Source organism: Gordonia sp. SID5947 (assembly GCF_009862785.1).
Classification (GTDB): Bacteria; Actinomycetota; Actinomycetes; order Mycobacteriales; family Mycobacteriaceae; genus Gordonia.
The window spans coordinates 4,418,512-4,438,762 of sequence record NZ_WWHU01000001.1 but is presented as its reverse complement, the minus strand read 5'-3'; the positions used below and the strand labels follow the sequence as shown (position 1 = coordinate 4,438,762).

At 67.8% G+C, this 20,251-nt stretch carries 20 protein-coding genes; 2 read left to right on the top strand and 18 right to left on the bottom strand.

All coding sequences use genetic code 11. The annotated features are described in order from the left end of the window. Positions 1 to 48 precede the first annotated feature (48 nt). The gene (locus tag GTV32_RS20335) at positions 49 to 771 is read right to left on the bottom strand and encodes a TetR family transcriptional regulator (protein ID WP_161061848.1); all 723 of its coding nucleotides are present in this window, start codon (positions 769 to 771) and stop codon (positions 49 to 51) included. Positions 772 to 967: 196 nt separating this feature from the next. Here GTV32_RS20335 and GTV32_RS20330 point away from each other — a divergent pair, with 196 nt between their 5' ends. Beyond that, the gene (locus GTV32_RS20330; protein WP_161061847.1) at positions 968 to 3,004 is read left to right on the top strand and encodes an acyl-CoA dehydrogenase; all 2,037 of its coding nucleotides are present in this window, start codon (positions 968 to 970) and stop codon (positions 3,002 to 3,004) included. Positions 3,005 to 3,006: 2 nt separating this feature from the next. On the opposite strand, the gene GTV32_RS20325 is transcribed toward GTV32_RS20330, so the two are convergent. The 9 genes from GTV32_RS20325 to GTV32_RS20285 form a co-directional block, all read right to left on the bottom strand. Beyond that, positions 3,007 to 3,621 (bottom strand): EbsA family protein, encoded by a 615-nt coding sequence (locus tag GTV32_RS20325; RefSeq protein WP_161062668.1) that lies wholly within the window; start codon positions 3,619 to 3,621, stop codon positions 3,007 to 3,009. Between the two features lie 53 nt (positions 3,622 to 3,674). Beyond that, on the bottom strand, positions 3,675 to 4,091 hold the full coding sequence (locus GTV32_RS20320; RefSeq protein ID WP_161061846.1) for a hypothetical protein: 417 nt from the start codon (positions 4,089 to 4,091) through the stop codon (positions 3,675 to 3,677). Further along, on the bottom strand, positions 4,078 to 4,863 hold the full coding sequence (locus GTV32_RS20315) for a hypothetical protein (RefSeq protein ID WP_161061845.1): 786 nt from the start codon (positions 4,861 to 4,863) through the stop codon (positions 4,078 to 4,080). Before GTV32_RS20315 ends, GTV32_RS20320 begins: the two co-directional genes overlap by 14 nt. Positions 4,864 to 4,923: 60 nt before the next feature. Beyond that, positions 4,924 to 5,901 carry a porphobilinogen synthase gene (hemB, locus tag GTV32_RS20310; RefSeq protein ID WP_161061844.1) on the bottom strand — a complete coding sequence of 326 codons (978 nt, stop codon included), beginning with the start codon at positions 5,899 to 5,901 and terminating at the stop codon, positions 4,924 to 4,926. 117 nt (positions 5,902 to 6,018) lie between these two features. Further along, complete coding sequence (locus GTV32_RS20305; protein ID WP_161061843.1) at positions 6,019 to 7,728, bottom strand: bifunctional uroporphyrinogen-III C-methyltransferase/uroporphyrinogen-III synthase; 1,710 nt, start codon at positions 7,726 to 7,728, stop codon at positions 6,019 to 6,021. Positions 7,729 to 7,840: 112 nt separating this feature from the next. After that, positions 7,841 to 8,773, bottom strand: coding sequence for a hydroxymethylbilane synthase (hemC, locus tag GTV32_RS20300; protein WP_161062667.1), 933 nt, complete (start codon positions 8,771 to 8,773; stop codon positions 7,841 to 7,843). Positions 8,774 to 8,823: 50 nt separating this feature from the next. Beyond that, positions 8,824 to 10,185 carry a glutamyl-tRNA reductase gene (locus tag GTV32_RS20295; protein ID WP_161061842.1) on the bottom strand — a complete coding sequence of 454 codons (1,362 nt, stop codon included), beginning with the start codon at positions 10,183 to 10,185 and terminating at the stop codon, positions 8,824 to 8,826. Further along, entirely contained in the window at positions 10,182 to 10,982 is an 801-nt protein-coding gene (locus GTV32_RS20290) for a redox-sensing transcriptional repressor Rex (RefSeq protein ID WP_343287461.1), read from the bottom strand. Before GTV32_RS20290 ends, GTV32_RS20295 begins: the two co-directional genes overlap by 4 nt. Positions 10,983 to 11,154: 172 nt before the next feature. After that, positions 11,155 to 11,412: a glutaredoxin family protein gene (locus GTV32_RS20285; protein ID WP_161062665.1), complete on the bottom strand. Its 258-nt coding sequence runs from the start codon at positions 11,410 to 11,412 to the stop codon at positions 11,155 to 11,157. 335 nt (positions 11,413 to 11,747) lie between these two features. Between GTV32_RS20285 and GTV32_RS20280 the strand changes: the two genes are divergently transcribed. Then, positions 11,748 to 12,824: an HAD-IB family hydrolase gene (locus GTV32_RS20280; RefSeq protein WP_161062664.1), complete on the top strand. Its 1,077-nt coding sequence runs from the start codon at positions 11,748 to 11,750 to the stop codon at positions 12,822 to 12,824. 138 nt (positions 12,825 to 12,962) lie between these two features. On the opposite strand, the gene GTV32_RS20275 is transcribed toward GTV32_RS20280, so the two are convergent. The 8 genes from GTV32_RS20275 to GTV32_RS20240 all read right to left on the bottom strand — a co-directional run bounded on the left by GTV32_RS20275 (position 12,963) and on the right by GTV32_RS20240 (position 20,251). Further along, positions 12,963 to 14,126, bottom strand: coding sequence for a zinc-binding dehydrogenase (locus GTV32_RS20275; protein WP_161061841.1), 1,164 nt, complete (start codon positions 14,124 to 14,126; stop codon positions 12,963 to 12,965). Between the two features lie 54 nt (positions 14,127 to 14,180). Next, positions 14,181 to 15,380: a lysophospholipid acyltransferase family protein gene (locus tag GTV32_RS20270; RefSeq protein ID WP_161061840.1), complete on the bottom strand. Its 1,200-nt coding sequence runs from the start codon at positions 15,378 to 15,380 to the stop codon at positions 14,181 to 14,183. A gap of 156 nt (positions 15,381 to 15,536) precedes the next feature. Beyond that, positions 15,537 to 16,592, bottom strand: a complete 1,056-nt coding sequence (locus GTV32_RS20265; protein ID WP_161061839.1) for an NAD-dependent epimerase/dehydratase family protein — start codon at positions 16,590 to 16,592, stop codon at positions 15,537 to 15,539. A 140-nt stretch (positions 16,593 to 16,732) separates the two neighbouring features. Next, positions 16,733 to 16,834, bottom strand: a complete 102-nt coding sequence (locus GTV32_RS20260; protein WP_003402602.1) for an AURKAIP1/COX24 domain-containing protein — start codon at positions 16,832 to 16,834, stop codon at positions 16,733 to 16,735. Between the two features lie 242 nt (positions 16,835 to 17,076). Beyond that, the gene (locus GTV32_RS20255) at positions 17,077 to 17,310 is read right to left on the bottom strand and encodes a helix-turn-helix domain-containing protein (protein ID WP_161061838.1); all 234 of its coding nucleotides are present in this window, start codon (positions 17,308 to 17,310) and stop codon (positions 17,077 to 17,079) included. Positions 17,311 to 17,499: 189 nt separating this feature from the next. Next, the gene (gene proC, locus GTV32_RS20250; RefSeq protein WP_161061837.1) at positions 17,500 to 18,369 is read right to left on the bottom strand and encodes a pyrroline-5-carboxylate reductase; all 870 of its coding nucleotides are present in this window, start codon (positions 18,367 to 18,369) and stop codon (positions 17,500 to 17,502) included. 63 nt (positions 18,370 to 18,432) lie between these two features. Continuing rightward, complete coding sequence (locus tag GTV32_RS20245) at positions 18,433 to 19,290, bottom strand: thioesterase family protein (protein ID WP_161061836.1); 858 nt, start codon at positions 19,288 to 19,290, stop codon at positions 18,433 to 18,435. A gap of 37 nt (positions 19,291 to 19,327) precedes the next feature. After that, positions 19,328 to 20,251 (bottom strand): sugar phosphate isomerase/epimerase, encoded by a 924-nt coding sequence (locus GTV32_RS20240; RefSeq protein WP_343287402.1) that lies wholly within the window; start codon positions 20,249 to 20,251, stop codon positions 19,328 to 19,330.

Genomic DNA, 20,251 nt, shown 5'->3' with positions numbered 1-20,251 from the left:
GCTAACGTACTGCGGCACTCAGTGCCAACCCTGTTCGGAGGGTTTGCTTCATTGTCCGTGATGCCGCTGCTGCGCACGCAGTTGTTCGCCGACCTGCCGGGCGATCTCATCCGGCGACGTCCCGTGCGGGTAGGTCACGACCGACACCACGTCGCGGACCTCGTCCCAGGTGTGCTCGACGACAGTCCCGGCCGGGGCGAAACCGGCGCGCACGCGTGCGAGTTCGACCCGCAGTCGCTCCATCGTGGCGTCGTGGTCGCCACGGACCATCGACCGTAGGAGATAGTTGTGCGCTCCGGTGACCGCCGCGGCATAGGCGACCACCCGGACCGGTGATTCGCCGGGAAGTCGCGTGCGCAGGAAATCCTCGAACAGGCGTTGATAGCGGTACGTGGTCACCAACTCACGGTCGCGGAGGGCAGGAACCTCCTGCACCACCTGAAACCGGCGGACGGCAAGCTCATGCGTGTCCCGGAAGTGCGCGAACACCAATTCGGCGGCCGAGCACACCACGATCCACGGATCTCCCTCGGATGCGTCGAGATGGACGGCGACCTGGGCCAGCAGTGCTTCGTGGTCGGCAAAGATGACGTCTTCCTTGGCACCGAACTGTCGGAAGAACGTGCGCCTCGAGATGCCGGCGGCCGCCGCGATCTGCTCCACCGTCGTCGATTCGTAGCCCTGGTCGGAGAACAACCGGATCGACTCGGCGACCACATGGACGCGGAAGTCCGCCGGGTCGGGGGTCAACGCATCGATTGCGGTCGGCATGGGTTCAGTATCACCGACGGGCACGACTTTTCTGCTTCTGGCCACACCTTTCACCACGGGCACGTCGTGAGACCGCAGCCGGAAGCCGATCGTGCGGCAGGGAACCCGGTGTGCGTCCCGGAACACACTGCCCACTGCCCGTCGCAGCCGCCACAAACGCCTCAACTCGCGCCGCTCCAGTACGTAACGTGGGGGCATGGCAACTCCCATCGAGAGTCCGGAGCATTCCACCACCGCGCAGGCGCGGGTCACCGACGATCCCGACGCCGTCGCACCGCCCACCGACGATCTGACCGACGACGAGCGGGCGTTGCTCGTCGACAACCTCCGGTACGTCCTCGACGGGCGCTGGCGGGCCACCCGCGATCTGGTGCGCGAGAGCGCCAATCGGTCCGACCTGCTCCCCGATCCGTCTCGAACCCTCGACGAGGCCCGCGCCCGCATCCTCGACGAGATGCGCGAACTGGCGCAGAACGGTTTCGCCGCAGCCGGTTTCGCATCCGACCACGGCGGATCGGGCGACGTCGGCGCGTCCATCACGGCCATCGAGATGCTCGGGTACGCCGATCTGTCGCTGATGGTCAAGGCAGGCGTTCAGTGGGGGCTGTTCGGCGGGGCCGTCGAGAACCTGGGCACCGCGCGTCACCATGACCGCTACGTCACCGACATCATCAACCTGGATCTTCTCGGCTGTTTCGCGATGACCGAGACCGGGCACGGATCCAACGTGCAGGCGTTGGAGACCACCGCGACCTACGACGCCGACACCCAGGAATTCGTCATCCACTCGCCGACGCCGTCGGCGCGCAAGGACTACATCGGGGGTGCCGCTGAGCACGCACAGGTGGCCGCCGTGTTCGCTCAGCTCGTCACCGGCGGCCCAGGTGAGGAGCCGTCGAGCCGCGGCGTGCACTGCTTTGTGGTGCCGATCCGCGACGAGAACGGCAACGATCTGCCGGGCGTCACCACCAGCGACTGCGGATACAAGGGCGGGCTCGCCGGCGTGGACAACGGCCGGATCACCTTCGATCAGGTCCGCGTCCCGGCGGAGAACCTGCTCAACCGCTACGCCGATGTGGAGGCCGACGGCACCTACACATCGCCGATCGAGAACCCGAACCGGCGCTTCTTCACCATGCTCGGCACGTTGATCCGCGGTCGCGTCAGCGTCGCCGCCACCGCGGGCGCCGCGGGCCGCAAGGCGCTTGCACTGGCGACCCGTTATGGGTTGGTCCGCAAGCAGTTCGAGGCGCCTGAGGGCACCGACGAGATCGTCGTGATGGATTACCTGGCGCATCAGCGCAAACTGCTGCCCCTCATCGCCAAGTCGTTTGCGGTCGCGTGCGCGCAGAACGAGCTCACCTCCGAGCTCCACGAGGTGCAGTCCGGTGCCGCCGACGACTCCGATGCCGGTCGTCAGCGCCAGCTGGAGAGTGACGCCGCGGGGCTCAAGGCGTATGCCACCTGGCATGCCTCGCACACCATCAATGTGTGCCGCGAGGCGTGTGGCGGTGCGGGCTATCTCGACGAGAACCAACTCTCGATAATGCGTGGCGACATCGACGTCTTCACCACCTTCGAGGGTGACAACACGGTTCTGACCCAGCTCGTCGGCAAGGAGCTGCTGTCGGCGTACGCCGATGACGTGCAAGGCCTGTCGACGGCCGGGTGGGTCCGGTTCGTCGTCGGGATGGCACGCGACGTGGTGGTCGAGAAGACCGCCGCGCGACAGGTCGTGCAAACCCTGATCGAGGGCTCCGACGAGGACACCGAGAAGTCGAACCTGACCAACCGCGGCACTCAGATCCGTCTGTTGCGCAACCGGGAGGATCACCTGACCCGAACGTGTGCCCAGCGTCTGCGCGTCGCCCTCGACGACGGCAACGACGCCTTCGAGGTCTTCAACAACGCCCAGGATCACCTGCTCAAGGTCGGGCGCGCCCGGACCGAACGCGTCGTGCTCGAGGCGTTCATCCAGGCCATCAACGACTGCGACTCACGATCGGCGGCAGAGGTCCTGGGCAAGGTCTGCGACCTGTTCGTCTACTCGGCACTCGAGAACGACCTCTCGTGGTTCCTGATGCACCGCCATGTGTCCGTGGAACGCGCGAAGGCGATCCGTCGCGGAGTCAACGAGTTGTGCATGGAACTACGGCCGCACGCGCGCAGCCTTGTCGACGCGTTCGGAGTGCCGGAGGAACTGCTCACCGCAGCCATGCTGGCAGACGACTGAACTCAGCTGTCGTCGCGTCTGCCGCGCGGCGGCAGCCCCATCTGCGCGGCCTGGTGCGCGACGGTCAGTTCGTCGCGAAACCGTCCGACGTCGCGCGCCCACGCCTGAGCGATCCCGCCGTCGACGAGCTTCACACCCACACCTTTGCGGCGGCGGGGCACGGCGGGCAGTTCACCCAGCGCACGAGCACTCTCCCAGGTCTGGTGCTCGGGACCGTTGTTCTCGGGGTAGATCTTGGCGATATCGGTCAGCGGGAGCGTTCGGGTGCCCTGCTGCAGGGTCGCCTCGGTGAGCCGGACGCTGACGTGGGTACGGGCCGCATGGACCTGGACGACCGAGAACCCGACGAGGATCACCGCGAAGATCATCATCACCGGCCAGTGGACCTGCCCGGGTCCGGCGATCTCCAACGCGAGCACGGCGCCGATCAGGACCGGCCCGATCGCCACCACCCACCAGCTGCCACCCGGCTCGGAGAAGAGGAGCTCCCCTTCGTCGATCGGCTCCGGGAGTGGGCCGTCGTCGGTTTCGGTGTCGTCGTCGGTTTCGGTGCCGTCGGAGGTTTCGGTGTCGTCGGGACGGGGCTCGTCAGCGGCGGCCTCTGCGTCCTCGGGCATGTCGTTCGCCTCGTCGTCGGGGCGCTCGTCCGGTTCGGTCACGTCGGGGCGGCTCACTTCAGGCCTGGCGTCGGCGGGGTGGCGGCGGCGTACCAGCTCTCGGCTTCCGGCCGGTATGCCAGCAAGGAACCGAACAGCCCGACCAGGGCCGCCACCAGCGCGAACGCGAGGATGGGGAGACCGAAACTGACGATCAGCAGCATGATGACCACCACCAGCGTGAGGGCCGAGAGCGACGACCGCCATCGCGCGTCACCGACGAAGGCCTTGCTGCCGATGAGGATGTAGCAGACACCGATGATCACCACGATGACGCCGACGCCGATGGGCAGCAGTGTGGGACCCGACGAGACGATGCCCAGCACGATGAACAGGACCCCGAGCGCCGCGAGAAGGCCGCCCGAGATGGTCCAGCATCGGTAAGCCCAGACGACGAGTTTCGGTCGCTGGGCGGGATCAGGACTCACCACGGGATTCGTTTCCTTCGTTCGACTGCGGACGCGTGGGCTGGCCATCCGGAGGAGATTGCTGCCCGCCACCATACGGCCACGACTGCGGGGCCGCGCTGCGATCGTCAGCGGCACCCGGCGCCCGCGTTGACCCATCCGTGGGAGGCCCCGGCGGGTACTGGGGGTGATGGGAGTACTGGGGATACTGCGGGTGCTGGGGATACTGGGGGTGCTGGGGATATTGCGGGTGCTGAGCAAACTGCGGGTACTCGGGAATCTGCGGCGGCCGCTTGCGATGATCGGCCATGTCCCGGCAGTACTGCTCGGATTCGCGACGGAGCAGCAGCACGGACGCACCCACGGCCGCGACGCCGCTGATGATCATCGGGACCATCACCCATCGTGGCTCGACATCGCCGAACACGCTGAAGACCAGATTGACCGTGATGAACACGCCCATCGCGGCCACGATCAGACGCGCCCAGTTGTAACCGTTACGGGTGAACAACACCAGGGTCGCGGAGACGGCGGTGAGTGCCAGTCCGAAGACCGCGAGCACGGCGATGAGGGTTCCGCTCGATGTGAGCAGGTCGACCTGCTCACGCGGCGTATCCGCGGGCAAGGTCCGTACCTGCCGGTTCCACGCATCACGCAGCGCCGGGTACTGGCCCACGAAGGCGACGATCTGACCGATGATCACCACCGCCCACAACTCGGTGGCGATGGACATGGCGTCCGGGCGATCGGGACGGGTACCCCGATCGAGCGGCGCCGGCTGGGTCGGTGCGGTCATGGCTCCAGCGTAATGAATGGTGGAATCCGACCGCACGGGCCGAGCCGGGCGCACCTGCGCCTACCTCAGACGGTTGGCCACCTCGGTTGCCCAATAGGTGAGGATGATCGAGGCGCCGGCCCGCTTGATGGATGTGAGTGATTCGAGAATCGCCCCGTCGCGATCGATCCAGCCGCGTTCGGCGGCGGCCGTGATCATCGCGTACTCGCCGCTGATCTGATAGGCGGCCACCGGTACGTCGGCGATCTCGGCGGCATCCCGGACGATGTCGAGGTAGCTCATCGCGGGCTTGACCATCACCAGGTCGGCCCCCTCGTCGAGGTCGAGGCGGATCTCTCGCAACGCCTCGATCCGGTTCGACGCGTCCTGCTGGTAGGTCCGGCGATCGCCCTCCAGCGACGACCCGACGGCCTCACGGAACGGCCCGTAGAACGCCGATGCGTACTTGGCTGCGTAGGCCAAGATGCCCGTGTCCGTGAGCCCCTCGGCGTCGAGGCCTGCGCGGATTGCGGCGACCTGACCGTCCATCATGCCGCTCGGGCCGAGCAGATGCGCTCCCGCGTGGGCCTGTGCCGACGCCATGGACACATACCGGTCGAGGGTGGCGTCGTTGTCGACCCGCCCCTGATCGTCGAGCACACCGCAGTGTCCGTGATCGGTGAACTCGTCGAGGCAGGTGTCGGCCATGAGCACGGTGTCGTCGCCGAGGTCGGCCGACAACGCCCGCAGTGCCCGGTTGAGCACGCCGTCGGGGTGGTCGGCACCCGAGCCGACGGCATCCTTGTCCGCAGGGGCCGGGACCCCGAACAGCATCAGGCCGCCGACACCGGCACGAACCGCCTGCTCGGCTGCCCGGCGCAGCGAATCCGGCGTGTGCTGGACGACGCCCGGCATCGACGAGATCTCCCGCGGCTCGTCGATGCCGTCGGCGACGAACATCGGGAGCACGAGATCCTGGGGCGCCACGACCGTCTCGGCCACGAGACGCCGCATCGCGCGGGTGGATCGCAGTCGGCGTGGACGGATCACCGGAGCCATGGACGCACTCTCCTTCGCTGACGTGCCCTTCGAGACGCTTCGCTCCTCAGGGAGCAGGTGGAGACTTCGCTCCCGAGGGAGCAGGTGGAGACTTCGCTCCCCAGGGAACGGGTGGGGCTACGAGCGCGACCGCCGCGACTTCTTCCGCGGAGGCGGCAGTGCACCCTCGGCGCGCAGCCGGGCGGCGTGCTCGGCCAGCGCGTCCACCAGATCGGTCACCGCGGCGCTCTCCGGCTGCACGTCCACGCGCAATCCGAATTCCGTTGCGGTCTCCGCAGTCTTGGGGCCGATGCACGCGACAATGGTGCGCGCGTGCGGCTTTCCTGCGATACCGACGAGGTTGCGCACCGTGGAGCTGGAGGTGAAGCACACGGCGTCGAAGCCACCGGTCTTGATCATCTCGCGCGTCTCGGCGGGCGGCGGTGCCGCCCGGACGGTGCGGTAGGCGGTGACGTCGTCGATCTCCCACCCGCGCTCACGCAGCCCCTCGGAGAGGGTCTCGGTGGCGATGTCGGCACGGGGCAACAGGATGCGGTTGACCGGGTCGAAGACGTCGTCGTACGGCGGGAAGTCGTCGAGCAGTCCCAGCGAACTCTGCTCCCCGGAAGGGATGAGCTCGGGCTGGATGCCGAAGGTGCGCACCTTCTCCGCGGTGGCCTCGCCGACGCAGGCGATCTTGACACCCGAGAAGGCCCGGGCGTCGAGACCGAACTCGGCGAACTTCTCCCACACGGCACGCACCGCGTTGGTCGAGGTGAAGACCACCCACTGGTAGCGGCCGTCGACCAGACCCTTGACGGCCCGTTCCATCTGGGCCGGGCTCCGCGGCGGCTCGACCGCGATCGTCGGCACCTCCTTGGGGATGGCACCGTGCGATTGCAGCCGCTCGCTCATGTCGCCGGCCTGGTCCTTGGTACGCGGCACCAGCACGGTCCAGCCGTACAGCGCCCGCGATTCCCACCAGGAGAGCTTTCCGCGGTGTCCGACGACCTTGCCGATGGTCAGGATCAGCGGCCCGACCAGCGCATTGCCCTGCTCGTTGAGCGAGGCCAGGGTCGACTCGATGGTCCGCTGGGCGCAGGTGGTGCCGTTGACGGTGATCGCGACTGGGGTCTGCGCGGCCATGCCGTGTTCGGTCAGCGCGCTGGCGGTCTCGGCGAGATGTCCGGCGGTGGCGTGCAGCACCAGCGGCCCGGGCGCGGCGGCCAGCGCGGCCCAGTCGACACCCTCGGACCGGACGTCGGCCTCGGTGTGACTCGATCCGAGCGGCATGCCCGCGTAGCTCGGTACCACCGATGCGGCGGGGAGTCCGGGCAGAACCTCGAACTGCACCGACGACCGCGAGACGGCGTTCACCTCGGCGAGGACCGAGTCGGTGGTCAGAGGATCACCCGAGACCACGCGCACCACGTCGTCGCCCGCCCTGGCAGCGGCCACCAGCGTCTTGGCGACCTCGGCTGGATCGCCGAGGGCCGGATGCACCACCGATGTCTCGTCGGAGTCACCCTCGACGACGTCGGCGGCCTTCGCGGACTCGGCGTCGGCCGGAGCGGATTTGCCCGCGTCGTCCTTGCCCGCATCCTTCGGCGTGGCGTCCTTCGCGGTGTCCTTGCCCGTGTTCTTGCCCGACCGCGCCGACGACTCGGTCTCGACGCGCGTGGCGGCACCGATCATGTCGACGACACCGGCGGGGACGTCGGGGTCGATGTAGGCCGTGGTGGCCTTCTCGATGACGTTTCGGGCGCGCACGGTCAGCAGGTCGGGGTCACCTGGTCCCGACCCGACGAACAGGATCCGTCCCGGATTGACCTTTTTCGTACGGCTCATGAGTTCGCACTCTCCTGCCCCTGTCGGAGCTGCAGTTCTCTCTGCTACCGGAGTCGCGGGGGTGAGGGGCTCGTTTGTCGCGACCCGCTCACCATGGGCGCCGAGGGCGCCGCTAGGCTTGCGAACCGCGGCTGACGAGCACGCCCGCTCCCAGCTCCAGCAGTTCGGCGGCGAGATCCTTGCCGAGTTGTTCCGCACGATCGATCGGCCCCACCACCGAGGCCCGGATCACGTCCGATCCGTCCTCGGCCGCCACTGCCGCGCGAAGCGACAGTTCGGCGAAGATGCGCCCGTCGTCGTCGATCGACTCGACCACCTCGGCAATCGCTCCGACCGGGGCGGTGCACCCGGCTTCGAGAGCCGCGAGCACCGATCGCTCGGCGTCGATCGCCGTACGTGTGGACGCGTCGTCCAACTCGGCGAGTATTCTCACCAGTTCGGCATCGTCGGAGCGGCACTCCACGGCCAAGGCCCCCTGTGCCGGTGCCGGTAGCAACACCACCGGGTCCAACGACTCGGTGACTGCATCGACCCTGCCGATGCGTACCAGACCGGCCCTGGCGACCACGACTGCGTCGAGTTCACCGCTGGCGACTTTGCCCAACCGAGAGTCAAGGTTGCCTCGTAGGGGGCGGATTTCCAAACCGAGACCCAATGCTCTAAGCTGTGCCGCCCGTCGCGGTGCCGAGGTGCCGACAGTGGACCCCGGCGGCAGCTCCCCGAGGACCATTCCATCCCTGCTGACCAGTGCATCTCTGGGATCCTCGCGGGGTGGCACGGCAGCGATGGTGAGTCCGGCTTCGGGTGCTGTCGGCAGATCTTTGTACGAGTGGATCGCGACGTCGATCTCGTCGTTGTGCAGCGCCACGCGGATCGCCGTGGTGAACACCCCGACGCCGATCTCGGCGACCGGGGCCTGCGACGCGTCTCCGGCGGTGCGGATGATCACGAGTTCGGTCGGATGCCCGGCGGCGATCAGGGCGTCGGCGACCGTCTGCGCCTGGGTGGTGGCCAGCAACGAACCGCGTGTACCGATACGGATCACTCCCTCCGAGGGAGCGGGCCGATCGTCTGCGCTGCGGGTCTGTTCGGCGGTCACTTCTGCTCGGTCCGGCCGGCGTCGCCCATCTCCGGAGCCGAAACCGATTCGGCGGCACCCGGCCTGAGCTCGAAAAGTTCACGCAGCGCCTCGGCGTAGTGGTCGCCGTTCGGCGTCGAGGCCAGTTGCTTCACCCGGACCGTCGGGGCGTGCAGCAACTTGTCCACGACGCGTCGCACGGTTTTCGCGACCTCGTCACGCTGCGGGTCGTCGAGACCCGGGAGGCGGGTCTCGAGGCGCAGGATCTCCGCCTCCACGACGTCGGCGGCGCGCTGGCGCAGCGCGGCGACCGTCGGGGTCACCTCGGCCTGACGTTGATGGGTGAGGTAGTCGGCCAGCTCGGCGGCCACGATCGAGCGAGCAGCGCTGGCGTCGTTCTCGGCAGCCTGGGTCTCGGAGTCACCGCGCAGGCCCTCGATGTCGACCACGTGGACCCCGGGGAGCCGCCCGGCCGCCGGGTCGACGTTGCGGGGCAGTCCGAGGTCGCAGATGACGAGCGGGCGGGCGTCGGTCCGCGCGGCGAGTGCCGAGTGCACCTCTCCGACGCTCACCACTGTGCCGACCGATCCGGTGCAGGTCACCACCACATCGGCAACGGCCATCGCGGCCGGCAGTTCGTCGAGGCCCGCACCGCGGACCGTGATGCCGTGATTGGCGGCGATGTTGCCGGCGAGATGTTCGGCGTTGGCCACGGTGCGGTTGACCACCACGAGATCGCGCACGCCCTCTCGGGCCAGCTGCGCGGTCGCGAGGCCGCCCATCGCCCCCGCACCGACGACGACGGCCGAACGCAGGCCGGCGGTGGTATCGGCGCGCTCGGAGCTCGACAGGACGGCCTGGGCGCGATGAAGGGCCACCGACACCACAGAGGCGCCCGCGCGATCGATCCCCGTTTCGGTGTGGACACGTTTGCCCACGCGCAGCGCCTGCTGCGCGAGCTCGTGCATGACCCGGCCGGTGGACTGATTGGCATCGGCGTCGAGGTAGGCGTTGCGGATCTGTCCGAGGATCTGTTGCTCGCCGACGACGAGCGAGTCGAGTCCGGCCGCGACGGTGAAGAGGTGTTCGACGGCCGCCTCCGAGTAGCGGACGTAGGCGTGGCGGGTCATCTCGGTGACGGTCATCCCCGAGTGGTCACCGAGGACAGCGCCGACCGCCTCGAGTGCGGGGTGGAACGCATCGACGACCGCATAGATCTCCACGCGGTTGCACGTGGAGACGAGCATCGCCTCGGAGATCGCCCGCGACGACAGCAGTTCGTCGACGAGCTTGGGCCGATCGTGGTCGGAGACCGCCAATCGCTCGAGCACCTCTACGGGTGCACTGCGGTGCGAGACCCCGAACAACAAAACACTCACGCCGTCACCGTTTCCTCACCCGTGGGCGACCCCATTCGATCCATGCGGTCCGCACCCATCGCGGGTTCCCTGTTCGACGCACGCACACCCGCGGTCCGGCCGGTCGAGGCCGATCCGGCACGCGGTCGCGTCGCGTTGAACGCCAATACCTGTAGCTCCAAGGCTAGATCAACCTGCCGGACGACGACATCGGAGTCTGTCCTCAGTGTCATCTGAGTGACGTTGAGGAGCTGACGGACGCCGGCCCCGGTGAACGCGTCACAGGCGGACTGGGCGGTCGCGTCGTCGGTGGCGATCACCCCGATCTCGATGGTGCCGACGCCCTGATCTGCACAGACATCTCCGATGGCCGACAGCGGAGCGATCACCGGGCCACCGGGCTCGATACTGCTGCCGATGAGGTCGGGGTCCGCGTCGAACATCGCGGCGACGCGGAAGCCCCGGCCGGACCCGGCGTGCTCGAGCAGTGCACGTCCCAGACGTCCCGCCCCGGCGAGCGCTACCGCGTGCGCGCTGTCGGTGTGGAGGGCGAGCGAGATCCGCGCCGTGAGGCGCCCCACGTCGTAGCCGACCCCGCGGACGCCGTTGGCGCCCACATGGGACAGGTCTTTGCGGAGGATCGCCGAGTTGACGCCGGCGGCGGTGGCGAGTTGCAGGCTCGAGGCCACCAGCACACCCTGCTCGCTGAAGGACCGCAACACATGCAGATAGGTCGCAAGCCGGGTCACCGCCGGTCCGGGGATGTCCGCGCTCACCGCGGAGGAGGAGTCTTCGGAGGGGATCCCGACTTGTCGGATGCGGGGGCCCCAGAGCCTGTCGCGCTGCCGCTCACGGTCTGGTCATCCTCCTCCGGCCGTCGGCGGAAACCACCCGCCATCCCCCATCCAGATCCCCGTACCGGACCTCAGCGTATACCGCACGACAACCGGTTCCACCCGCGCCCACCGGGTCCCGCCCACCCCACTGGTCTCAGCCGTCACGCTGCCCGAGATCGGCACGCAGGCGTGGCTCGTCGATCTCCCAGTAGCTGTGTTCCTCTCCGTCGAGGAGCAGGACCGGCAAGCGGTCACCGAACTCGGCTCGCACGGTGGGATCCCCGTCGTCGGCGGCCCGATCGACATCCACCTCGGCGTAGTCGATGCCGATCTCCGCACAGATCCTGGCCAGGTCGGCACGCGCGGTGGCGCACGCAGAACAGTCCGCTCTGGTGAGCAAGGTCAAGGGCATGGTGTCTGCCATCGATCACCTCCATCGTGGCCGTGTGGTCGGCCTTGTCACAGTGCCAGTGTGGCACTCTCGCTGCGGAGCCCGACTAGTCTGGACCGTGGCTACTGTGGACATCCGGAGACGGAACCGAAGGCGTGGGAGGTTGACCTGTGGGCGAAGCTCCGGACGGCGCCGGGAGCGAAGCGAGCGGGCCACATGTCGACGGCGCCGGGAGCGAAGCGAGCGGGCCACATGTCGACGGCGCCGGGAGCGAAGCGAGCGGGCCACGTCAGCACGGCGCCGGGAGCGAACCGAGCGGGCCAGAGAGCGATGCCGTCGATGCCGTCGACGACACCGTGCTCGACGGTGACGACTGGGAGACCCACGCAGACACCATCGACCCGTCCGGCACCGGCGGTGACGACGGACTCGACGACTCGGGCGACGACGACATCGTCGACGACGACGACGAGGACGACGAGGACGCCTCCCGGGTGGCCACCTGGATCTCCGAACGCGCCCGTGCGACCAGCGGACGTTTCCGACAGACCGCTCATGAGCTCCGTCAGGCCCTGGCCGGCGAGGCGAGCGCCCGGGTCGCCGTCGACACCCTGCGGGCACGCCCGCCATCGGACGAGACGCCGCCGCAGACACAACTCGATCTGACCGCTGCCGCGTTCTTCGACGTCGACAACACCCTTGTCCAGGGCGCGTCGATCATCCATTTCGCGCGTGGCCTTGCCGCGCACAAGTACTTCACCTACGGCGACATCTTCGATTTCGCGTGGACTCAGGCGAAGTTTCAGATCACCGGCAAGGAGAACCCCGACGATGTAGCGGAGGGCCGCGAAAAGGCACTCTCCTTCATCGCCGGTCGCCAGACCTCGGAGCTGGCACAGCTCGGCGAGGAGATCTACGACGAGTACATCGCCGACAAGATCTGGCCCGGCACAAGGGCTCTGGCGCAGCGCCATCTGGACGCGGGTCAACAGGTGTGGCTGGTGACGGCCACCCCGGTGGAACTCGCGCAGACCATCGCCGAGCGTCTGGGGCTGACCGGGGCGCTCGGCACGGTCGCCGAGAGCGTCGACGGTGTGTTCACCGGCCGGCTCGTCGGCGACATCCTGCACGGTCCCGGAAAGGCGCACGCCGTGCGCGCGCTGGCAATCCGCGAAGGCCTGAATCTCAAGCGCTGCACGGCATATTCGGACTCACACAACGATGTGCCCATGCTGTCCCTGGTGGGCACGGCGGTGGCGATCAACCCGGACGCCGACCTTCGCGACGTCGCGAAGGTGCGCGGCTGGGAGATGTACGACTTCCGCACCGCCCGCAAGGCGGCGAAGTACGGCGCGACCACGGCACTCGTTCTCGGCGCGGCGGGAGCCGGAGCGGCGACCGCGACGCGCTTCTGGCGGCAGTCCCGAAACTGAACCCCACCCCTCCCGCACCCCCTCTGCCCTCCTCCGCACCCGCGACGGTTTCCGGCAGCCGCGCCCCCATTTACCCGTCGCGGATGACGGGAACCGTCGCGGCTGCGGGACGGGGGCGGTGGGGAGGGTACGAGGGGGTTAGAGGGTGGTGGTGTCCGACATCGGATCGATCAGGACCTTCGCGTGGTGTTCGGCAGCGCCCAGTGCGTCGAAGGCGGCCGGCACCCCGCCGAGCCCGACGGTTGCGGTGATCAACGGACTCGGGTCCACCTGTCCGTCGGAGATCATGTGCAGAGTGTCCCGGAATTCGCCTGGGTCGTAACCGAAGGCGAAGCGCAGATCGATCTCTTTGTTGATCGTCATCGCCGGCCGGAACGTGTCGGGCTGCATGCACACACCGACCACCACGACTCGCGACCGGAACGGCGCGTGGGAAACGATGTCCTCGATGATGCCGGGGACGCCGACACATTCGAACACGACCGGCCCCTTCGGCGTCGCACCGACGCGTTCGGCGAGACGCATCACCTTCCACCACGGCACCCCGGGGATGCGCTGCAACTCGTGCATGGCGCCGAAGGCCGTCTCGAACAGGTCGCTCGCGCGGGTCAGATACTTGCGCCTCTCGGTGCACGCGTCCCATGGCGAGTCGGTCGTCGGATCGACCACCACATCGGCACCACAACGCCGCGCGAGAGCACGCCTTCCGGCCGACAGGTCACTGGCCACCACCGAGCGAACACCCGCCGCCTTCAGCATCAGGATCACCGCGAGCCCGATCGGGCCGCAGCCGATCACCACCGCGACGTCACGCTTGCTCACATCACCACGCCGCACGGCATGGTGCGCGACGGCCATCGGCTCGGTGAGAGCTGCGAGGTCTGCGCTGACGTTGTCGGGCACCGGCATCGTCAGATCCTCGGACACGAGCACCAGATCGGCGTAGGCCCCCGGCGCGTGGACCGACAGACCGGTCAGATGGACGTCGTCGCCATGCTTGATCATCGGCAGTGCCACCACCGAGGTGCCCGGCGCCCAGCGCCTACGACAACCCGGCCCGTAGGCAACCACGTCCCCGGTGAACTCGTGGCCCATCACCACCGAGTCCGTGGACCGCATGAATCCGCTGTAGCCGACCTCGTCGGCGACAGCGGCGGTCGCGTCGCACTGCGTCCGGGCGTGGAGGTCGGAGCCGCAGATCCCAGCACGGATGACGCGGATGAGCACCTGCCCCGGACCGGGGGTGGGCGTCGGGAGTTCCACCACCGACAGCTCACCGTCGCTACACGCCACAGCCTTCATCGTCGATCCCCGCCCTTCGTCGCCTCGCTGTCTTCCGGCGACGGCCGGGTTCGATCAGCCGAAATAGACGCTACCGCGACGGCTGAGCATACGGAACAAGGTCTGCTGAATTTCCTCACGGACATGATCGGTGAGGTCGAAGACCACCATCGGATCGTCGGCGGAACTCTCGCCGTAGGAGGCGGTGTCGATCGGGCGACCGAAGTGGATATGCCATTTGGACGGCAGCGGCACCACCCCGAGCGGACCGAGCCACGGAAAGGTTGGCGTCACCGGGAAATACGGTAGCCCAAGAACTTTCGCGAGCGGCTTGAGGTCGGCGATCATGGGATAGATCTCTTCGGAACCGACGATGGAGACCGGCACGATCGGGGAGGCGTTGCGCAGCGCGGTGGTCACGAAGCCGCCACGCCCGAACCGCTGCAGCTTGTAGCGGTCCTTGTACAGCTTGCCGATGCCCTTGTAACCCTCCGGCCACACCGCCGTCAGCTCACCGGCCCGCAGCAGCCGGTCCGCGTCGTGGTTGCAGGCGAGGGTGGCGCCGATCCGGCGGGCGACCTCACCGACGCCCGGGGCGTCAAATGCCATGTCAGCAGCCAGGACTCGTAGATAGCGCCCGGCCGGATGATTGTCCCGGACGGCCAGCGACGTCATGATCGCGTCGACGGGCAGCGTGCCGGCGTGGTTTGCCACCAGCAGCGCACCGCCCTCGACCGGGAGATTCTCGATCCCGCTCACCTCGACGCGGAACCACTTCTCGTAGACCTGCCGCAGCGCCGGGAACCACACCGACTCGGTGAAGTGCGGATCGAACCCGAACTCGTCCACCTCGTACTCACCGGTCATCCGTTCGCGGATGAATCCGGCGGTCGCGGTCAGCGAGTCCGCAACCGCTCCACGGATGCCGGAGAGCGAGAACAGCGGGCTCGAGCGTGACGGCCCCAGGTGCTCGACGAGCGGCTCCGCGGGCAGCCGCACGTCATCGTTGATCGGCATGACCCGCGCGGGCGGCACGCCGAAGCCGTCGGTATTGGGATGTCCGGGTTGTACGGCTTGTCCGGAATTCCGTTGTGTTGCGCCACTTTTCACGGGATGGGAACCGGCGGGCTGCTGACTGGGATGGCGGGCGCGCCCCTGTTCACGCGCGGCACGACGGCTCGTCTGCGGTGGCTCGAACCCGCCACCGGGCGTCGCGTAGAGCTGGATCACCTTTGCAGTACGTGCGTCATCGGCGCCAGCTGCCAAGAGTCTCACCCCTACGTTCAACGTTTGCGTTCGGACCCCGACGGCCACAATGGCATCTCAGCGATTATGCTACGCGCTCATCGGACTGGGTCTGGTGTCCAAGTCTAAGGCCTAGGTCTCGATCACGCACAGGTGTGTGCGAAGTAACACCACCGACCGGCAGCCTCATTGCAGCTGATGCGCCGCATCGACGACCCGCCGTTCGAGTGACCGCCAGGCGTCGGGGGCGACCACTGCCGACGATCCGCCGCGTTCGATGAAGTCGTCGAGGGTCTCCAACGTCGAAAACCGCGGCACGAACCCGAGTTCCGAGCGCATCCTGGTGGTGTCGAGGACACGACCGTAGGTCAGGAACTCGGTTTGGCTCGACCGGAGTTTGGCGGACCGCAGGTCTTGGAAGACCCCGCTGATCGGCGCCAACAGTCCACTCGGCACCGGCAGCTCGATGTGGCCGATACGTCGGATCGCCTGGGTCAGCGTCACCACGCCCTCCCCGGACACGTTGAAGGTGCCGGGCCTGCTGGTGAGCGTCACGTGCTCCATCGCCGCCAGGGCGTCCTCCTCGTGCAGGAACTGCAGGCGCGGCTGATATCCGATCACGGTCGGGACCACCGGCAGCGAGAGATACGAACCCATGCGGGTGTTGATCCGCGGCCCGAGCATCGCCTGCGGCCTGACGATGGTGACCTCGATGTCCTGCCGGCGGCGACCGAGCCCGCGGACATAACCCTCGATGTCGAGCAGGTCGCGGCCGTACCCACGCTTGGGCTCACGCCGCGCAGGCGTCTCCTCGGAGAAATGCGACGGATCGTGCGCGCTGGCGCCGTAGACCATCGCGGTAGAACGCAAGATCAACCGCTTCACCGACGGGCTGCGCTGGCAAGCGGCGCAGACCTGCATCGCACCGACGACGTTGAATTCCTTGATGGCCGCCGAGTGCGGCGCGGTCTCCATGATCGACGTCGCCGCATGGACCACGGTGTCCACCTCGTAGCTCGCGATCGCCTTGGCGATCGCAGGCCGACGGATGTCGAGACGCAGGAACTCGGCACGGCCCATGCGGCGCATCAGATCTTTTCGCGGCAGGCGCGAGTCGACCGCGAGCACCCGCTCGATGTCGGGGTTGGCCGCCAGCCTCGCGACGAGGTAGCCGCCGAGAAAGGTCGAGGCACCGGTGACCAGCACCGTCCGCGGCGTCGCGGTGTCCCGCTCGTCTGACATGCCACCAAGGCTAGCGGGCGCTCACGTGCCGCGCTCGGCGCACGCGATGAACCGCATGCGGGAGGAACTCCTCGGAGAAACACGAAGAACCCGCCATGGGCGGGTTCTTCTCGGCAGGTCGCCGGGTAGGGCTCCGACGACTATTTGCCGAGTTTACGACGCTGCACCCGGGTCCGCCGCAGCAATTTGCGGTGCTTCTTCTTCGACATGCGCTTGCGGCGCTTCTTGATCACAGAACCCATCGGGGTGCTTCCTCACGGTTGACGCTTCTATTTCTGACAGTCTGGTGTGCCCAGCCATGCGTGGCGCAGCGCGTAGGCATCAGCACGCGAAGTCCCACATTACCGGTCCGTGGTGGTCAAGCGAAAATCAGGTCGCCAGATGCCACAACTCCCCCGGCCGAGACGCGCGATGTGGCGCCCTCAGCCGAGGGAGTGGAGATGCCGATCGGACCGTGTGACGGCCCGGCACCGAGGGACGGCTTCTAGCCGACGTCGAAGTACGAGGTCTCCAGGTAATCGTGCACGGCCTTGGCGTGCACCCGGAACGAACGACCGACGCGCACGGCCGGCAGTTCGCCGCTGTGCACGAGCCGGTACACCGTCATCTTCGATACGCGCATCAGCGATGCGACCTCGGCGACTGTGAGGAATTGCGAGCCCGAGGCCGCATTGCTCACCGCGCCGGTCCTGTCACCAGGCTTTTCTGCAGGTGCCATGAATTACTCATACCTCCGGTGCACGCGTCGCGGCCGCCGGCTTCCCCTCCGGCGGACATCAGACACGCACGTGCTTAAAGGAGCTTAGCGTGGCTGATGTGAAAAAAGCGACGTGAGTTGTGTGAATGTTGGGGCAATTTTCGCGTGAACCCCTACATCCTGGGGTTTCACACCCCGGCGACCACAAATTCAGGGGGTGTCGGAATCCGCTCGACGCCCGTTCGAGCCCGACAAACCCTCAACGTCGGGTCGATGTCCGGCCTTCGCACTCGCCTGTGCGCACGCCCTGGTCGCCTCGTACACGCCGTGCCGGAAACCGTTGGCCTCGAACTCACGGATCGCTGCCGCCGTCGTGCCACCGGGCGATGTCACCGCGGCGCGGAGATCGACCGGCGACAGCCCGGATTCGCTGAGGAGCAGTCCGGCTCCCCGGATGGTCTGCACGGCCATCTCGCTGGCCTGCGGCCTGCTCAAACCGAGCGCGACACCGGCGTCGATCATCGCCTCGGCCATCAGGAACACGTAGGCGGGCCCGGATCCCGAGACAGCGGTCACCGCGTCCATCTGCTTCTCGGGCACCACCGCGACCTTGCCGACAGACTCGAGAAGCGCCACGACCGCGGCCAGTTGGTCGTCGCCGACGTAGCGTCCCGCCGACACCGCCGACATCGCCTCGTTGACCAGCATCGGGGTATTGGGCATCACCCGGACCACCGGGGTCCCGGCCTGCAGGGCGTTCTCGTACCGCGAGATCGGAATGCCTGCCACGAGTGACACCGTGACCCGCTCGGAGTCTGCGCTGTCGTCGGCAGTGGCCAGTTGCCGGAGCACCGAGTCGACATCGTCAGGCTTGATCGCCAGGAACACATAGTGCGCGCCTTCGGCGGCCGACGTCACGTCGGTCACGAGGACGCCGTACTCGTCGGCGATCTCCTTGGCCCGACTCGACATCTTCTCGGCGACGACGAGGTTCTTGGTCTGCTTGCCGGACTGGATCAAGCCGGCCAGTAGTGCCTCGCCGATCTTTCCGCCGCCCACGATGGCGATGCGTTCGGTCACGAGTGATGCCTTTCGGTGAAGTCTGATGCCGGTACGGGCGCGGCCCGCGACGGGCAGGTCCCGCTATGAACGTTGTGGGATGAGGGCGAGCTGTCGCGACTGCGCGACGACCGTCCCGGTCGAGTCCACCACGAGGTGGTCCTCTTCGAACATCCCGGGTCCCACCTCGGTACTGGTCGCGGCGAACCGTAGCCACCCGGGCGCCGGATGACGGCGGACGTAGGTGGTGAGCTGGACGGTGGGAGCCCAGCCGAACAGCGCGAGGTTCATCACCACCGGCGGCGAGATGTCGCACACCAGTACGGCGAAGTTCGTGTCCGGTTCCCCGCCCTTGGGGCGCACCCATCCGCGCACGACGGGCTCGCCGGTCTCGCCGCGTGCGATCGGGAAGGTGTCGGCATCGAGCACGACATCGAGCGCAGGCCCGAGGTGGTTCACCTCGGCCATCGGCGAATCGTCGAGCCCGATGCCGCTGGGCGGTGGTTCGACAGGAGTTCCGTCGAGCGGCGTCGGAGCCGTGTGATGCGGAGCGCCGGTGTCGGGACGCGCACACGTGATCGACGACGACACCATCGTCCGACCTCCCTGCACGGCGTCGACGGTCATCACGGTGACCGTCCGGCCGCGCTTGCGCACGAGCACCTCGAGATCGATCGCCGCGGCATCCGGGGCGGCGAGGTAATCGCTGCTGATGGCGACCGGGATCTTCGCGTCCTCCGCGTCGTCGGCGGAGCCTCCCTGCGGGGCGAGATCGCTCAGCGCCAGCCGGGCCGCGTGCGCCACCACCATCTGCAGACTTCCGCCGTGCACCTTGGGTCCGATGGTGAACACGGGGTCCATCACCGTGCGGTAGGTGATCCGGTCGTCTCCTGATCTGCCCACCTCGGTGAGTGCCAGGACATCGGCCAATTTCTGGGTCATCGATCCGCTCTCTTGACTGGGACCGGACCCGACGCGCTCACGCGTGGTCGGTTCGGACCCGATCGGGCTTGCCGGACGGCAGCTCCCGTCGGAGATGCTGCCGCGCAAAATCTAGCGAACGGGCCAACAGTGCACTGCGTTCGGGTTTGTTCCGGGCCGAACTCGTGGTGACCTCCAGCACAACCGCACCGTCGAAGTCGCTCTCGGCCAGACGGCGACACACCTGCGCACAAGGCTGATTGCCGTCCCCGGGGAGCAGGTGCTCATCGGTCGCGGCGCCGTCGCCGTCGGCGAGATGGAGGTGGTTGAGCTGTGATCCCATCCGCTCGAACATCGCGAGGGCGTCCACTCCCGCGGTCGCCGTGTGGGACAGGTCCAGGGTGTAGTTGGCGTAGCCGTCGTCGGTCGGGTCGATCGACTTGCCGAACGCCGACGCCGCGAGCCCGGGGCCGCCCCCGCGGCCGGCGAGTCGTTTCGCCGACCGCTCCCCCGCGCCGAAGATCCGGTCGGCACGCATCGGGAACATGTTCTCCACGGCGACCGCGATACCGCTGTCCTCCTCGAGTTCGGCGACGAGATCGTCGAACCCCTCGACATAGGCCCGCTGCCAGCGAAACGGCGGATGCACCACCACGGTCTGCGCGCCCAGATCCTCGGCGGCCTGCACCGACCGCGCCAGTTTGACCAGCGGGTCACGACCCCAGACGCGCTGGGAGATCAGCAGACAGGGAGCGTGGATCGACAGGACGGGCACCTGGTAGCGCTCCGAGAGGTATTCGACGTGGCGGATGTCCTGACTGACCGCCTCGCCCCACACCATGAGTTCGACACCGTCGAAACCGAGATCCGCGGCGTAGGCGAACGCGGCCTCGGTGTTCTGCGGATACACCGAGGCCGTGGACAACCCGATCGGGATCTCGCGCGTCCCGGGACGTGTTTGCGATGGCACGGAGTCGGTCAC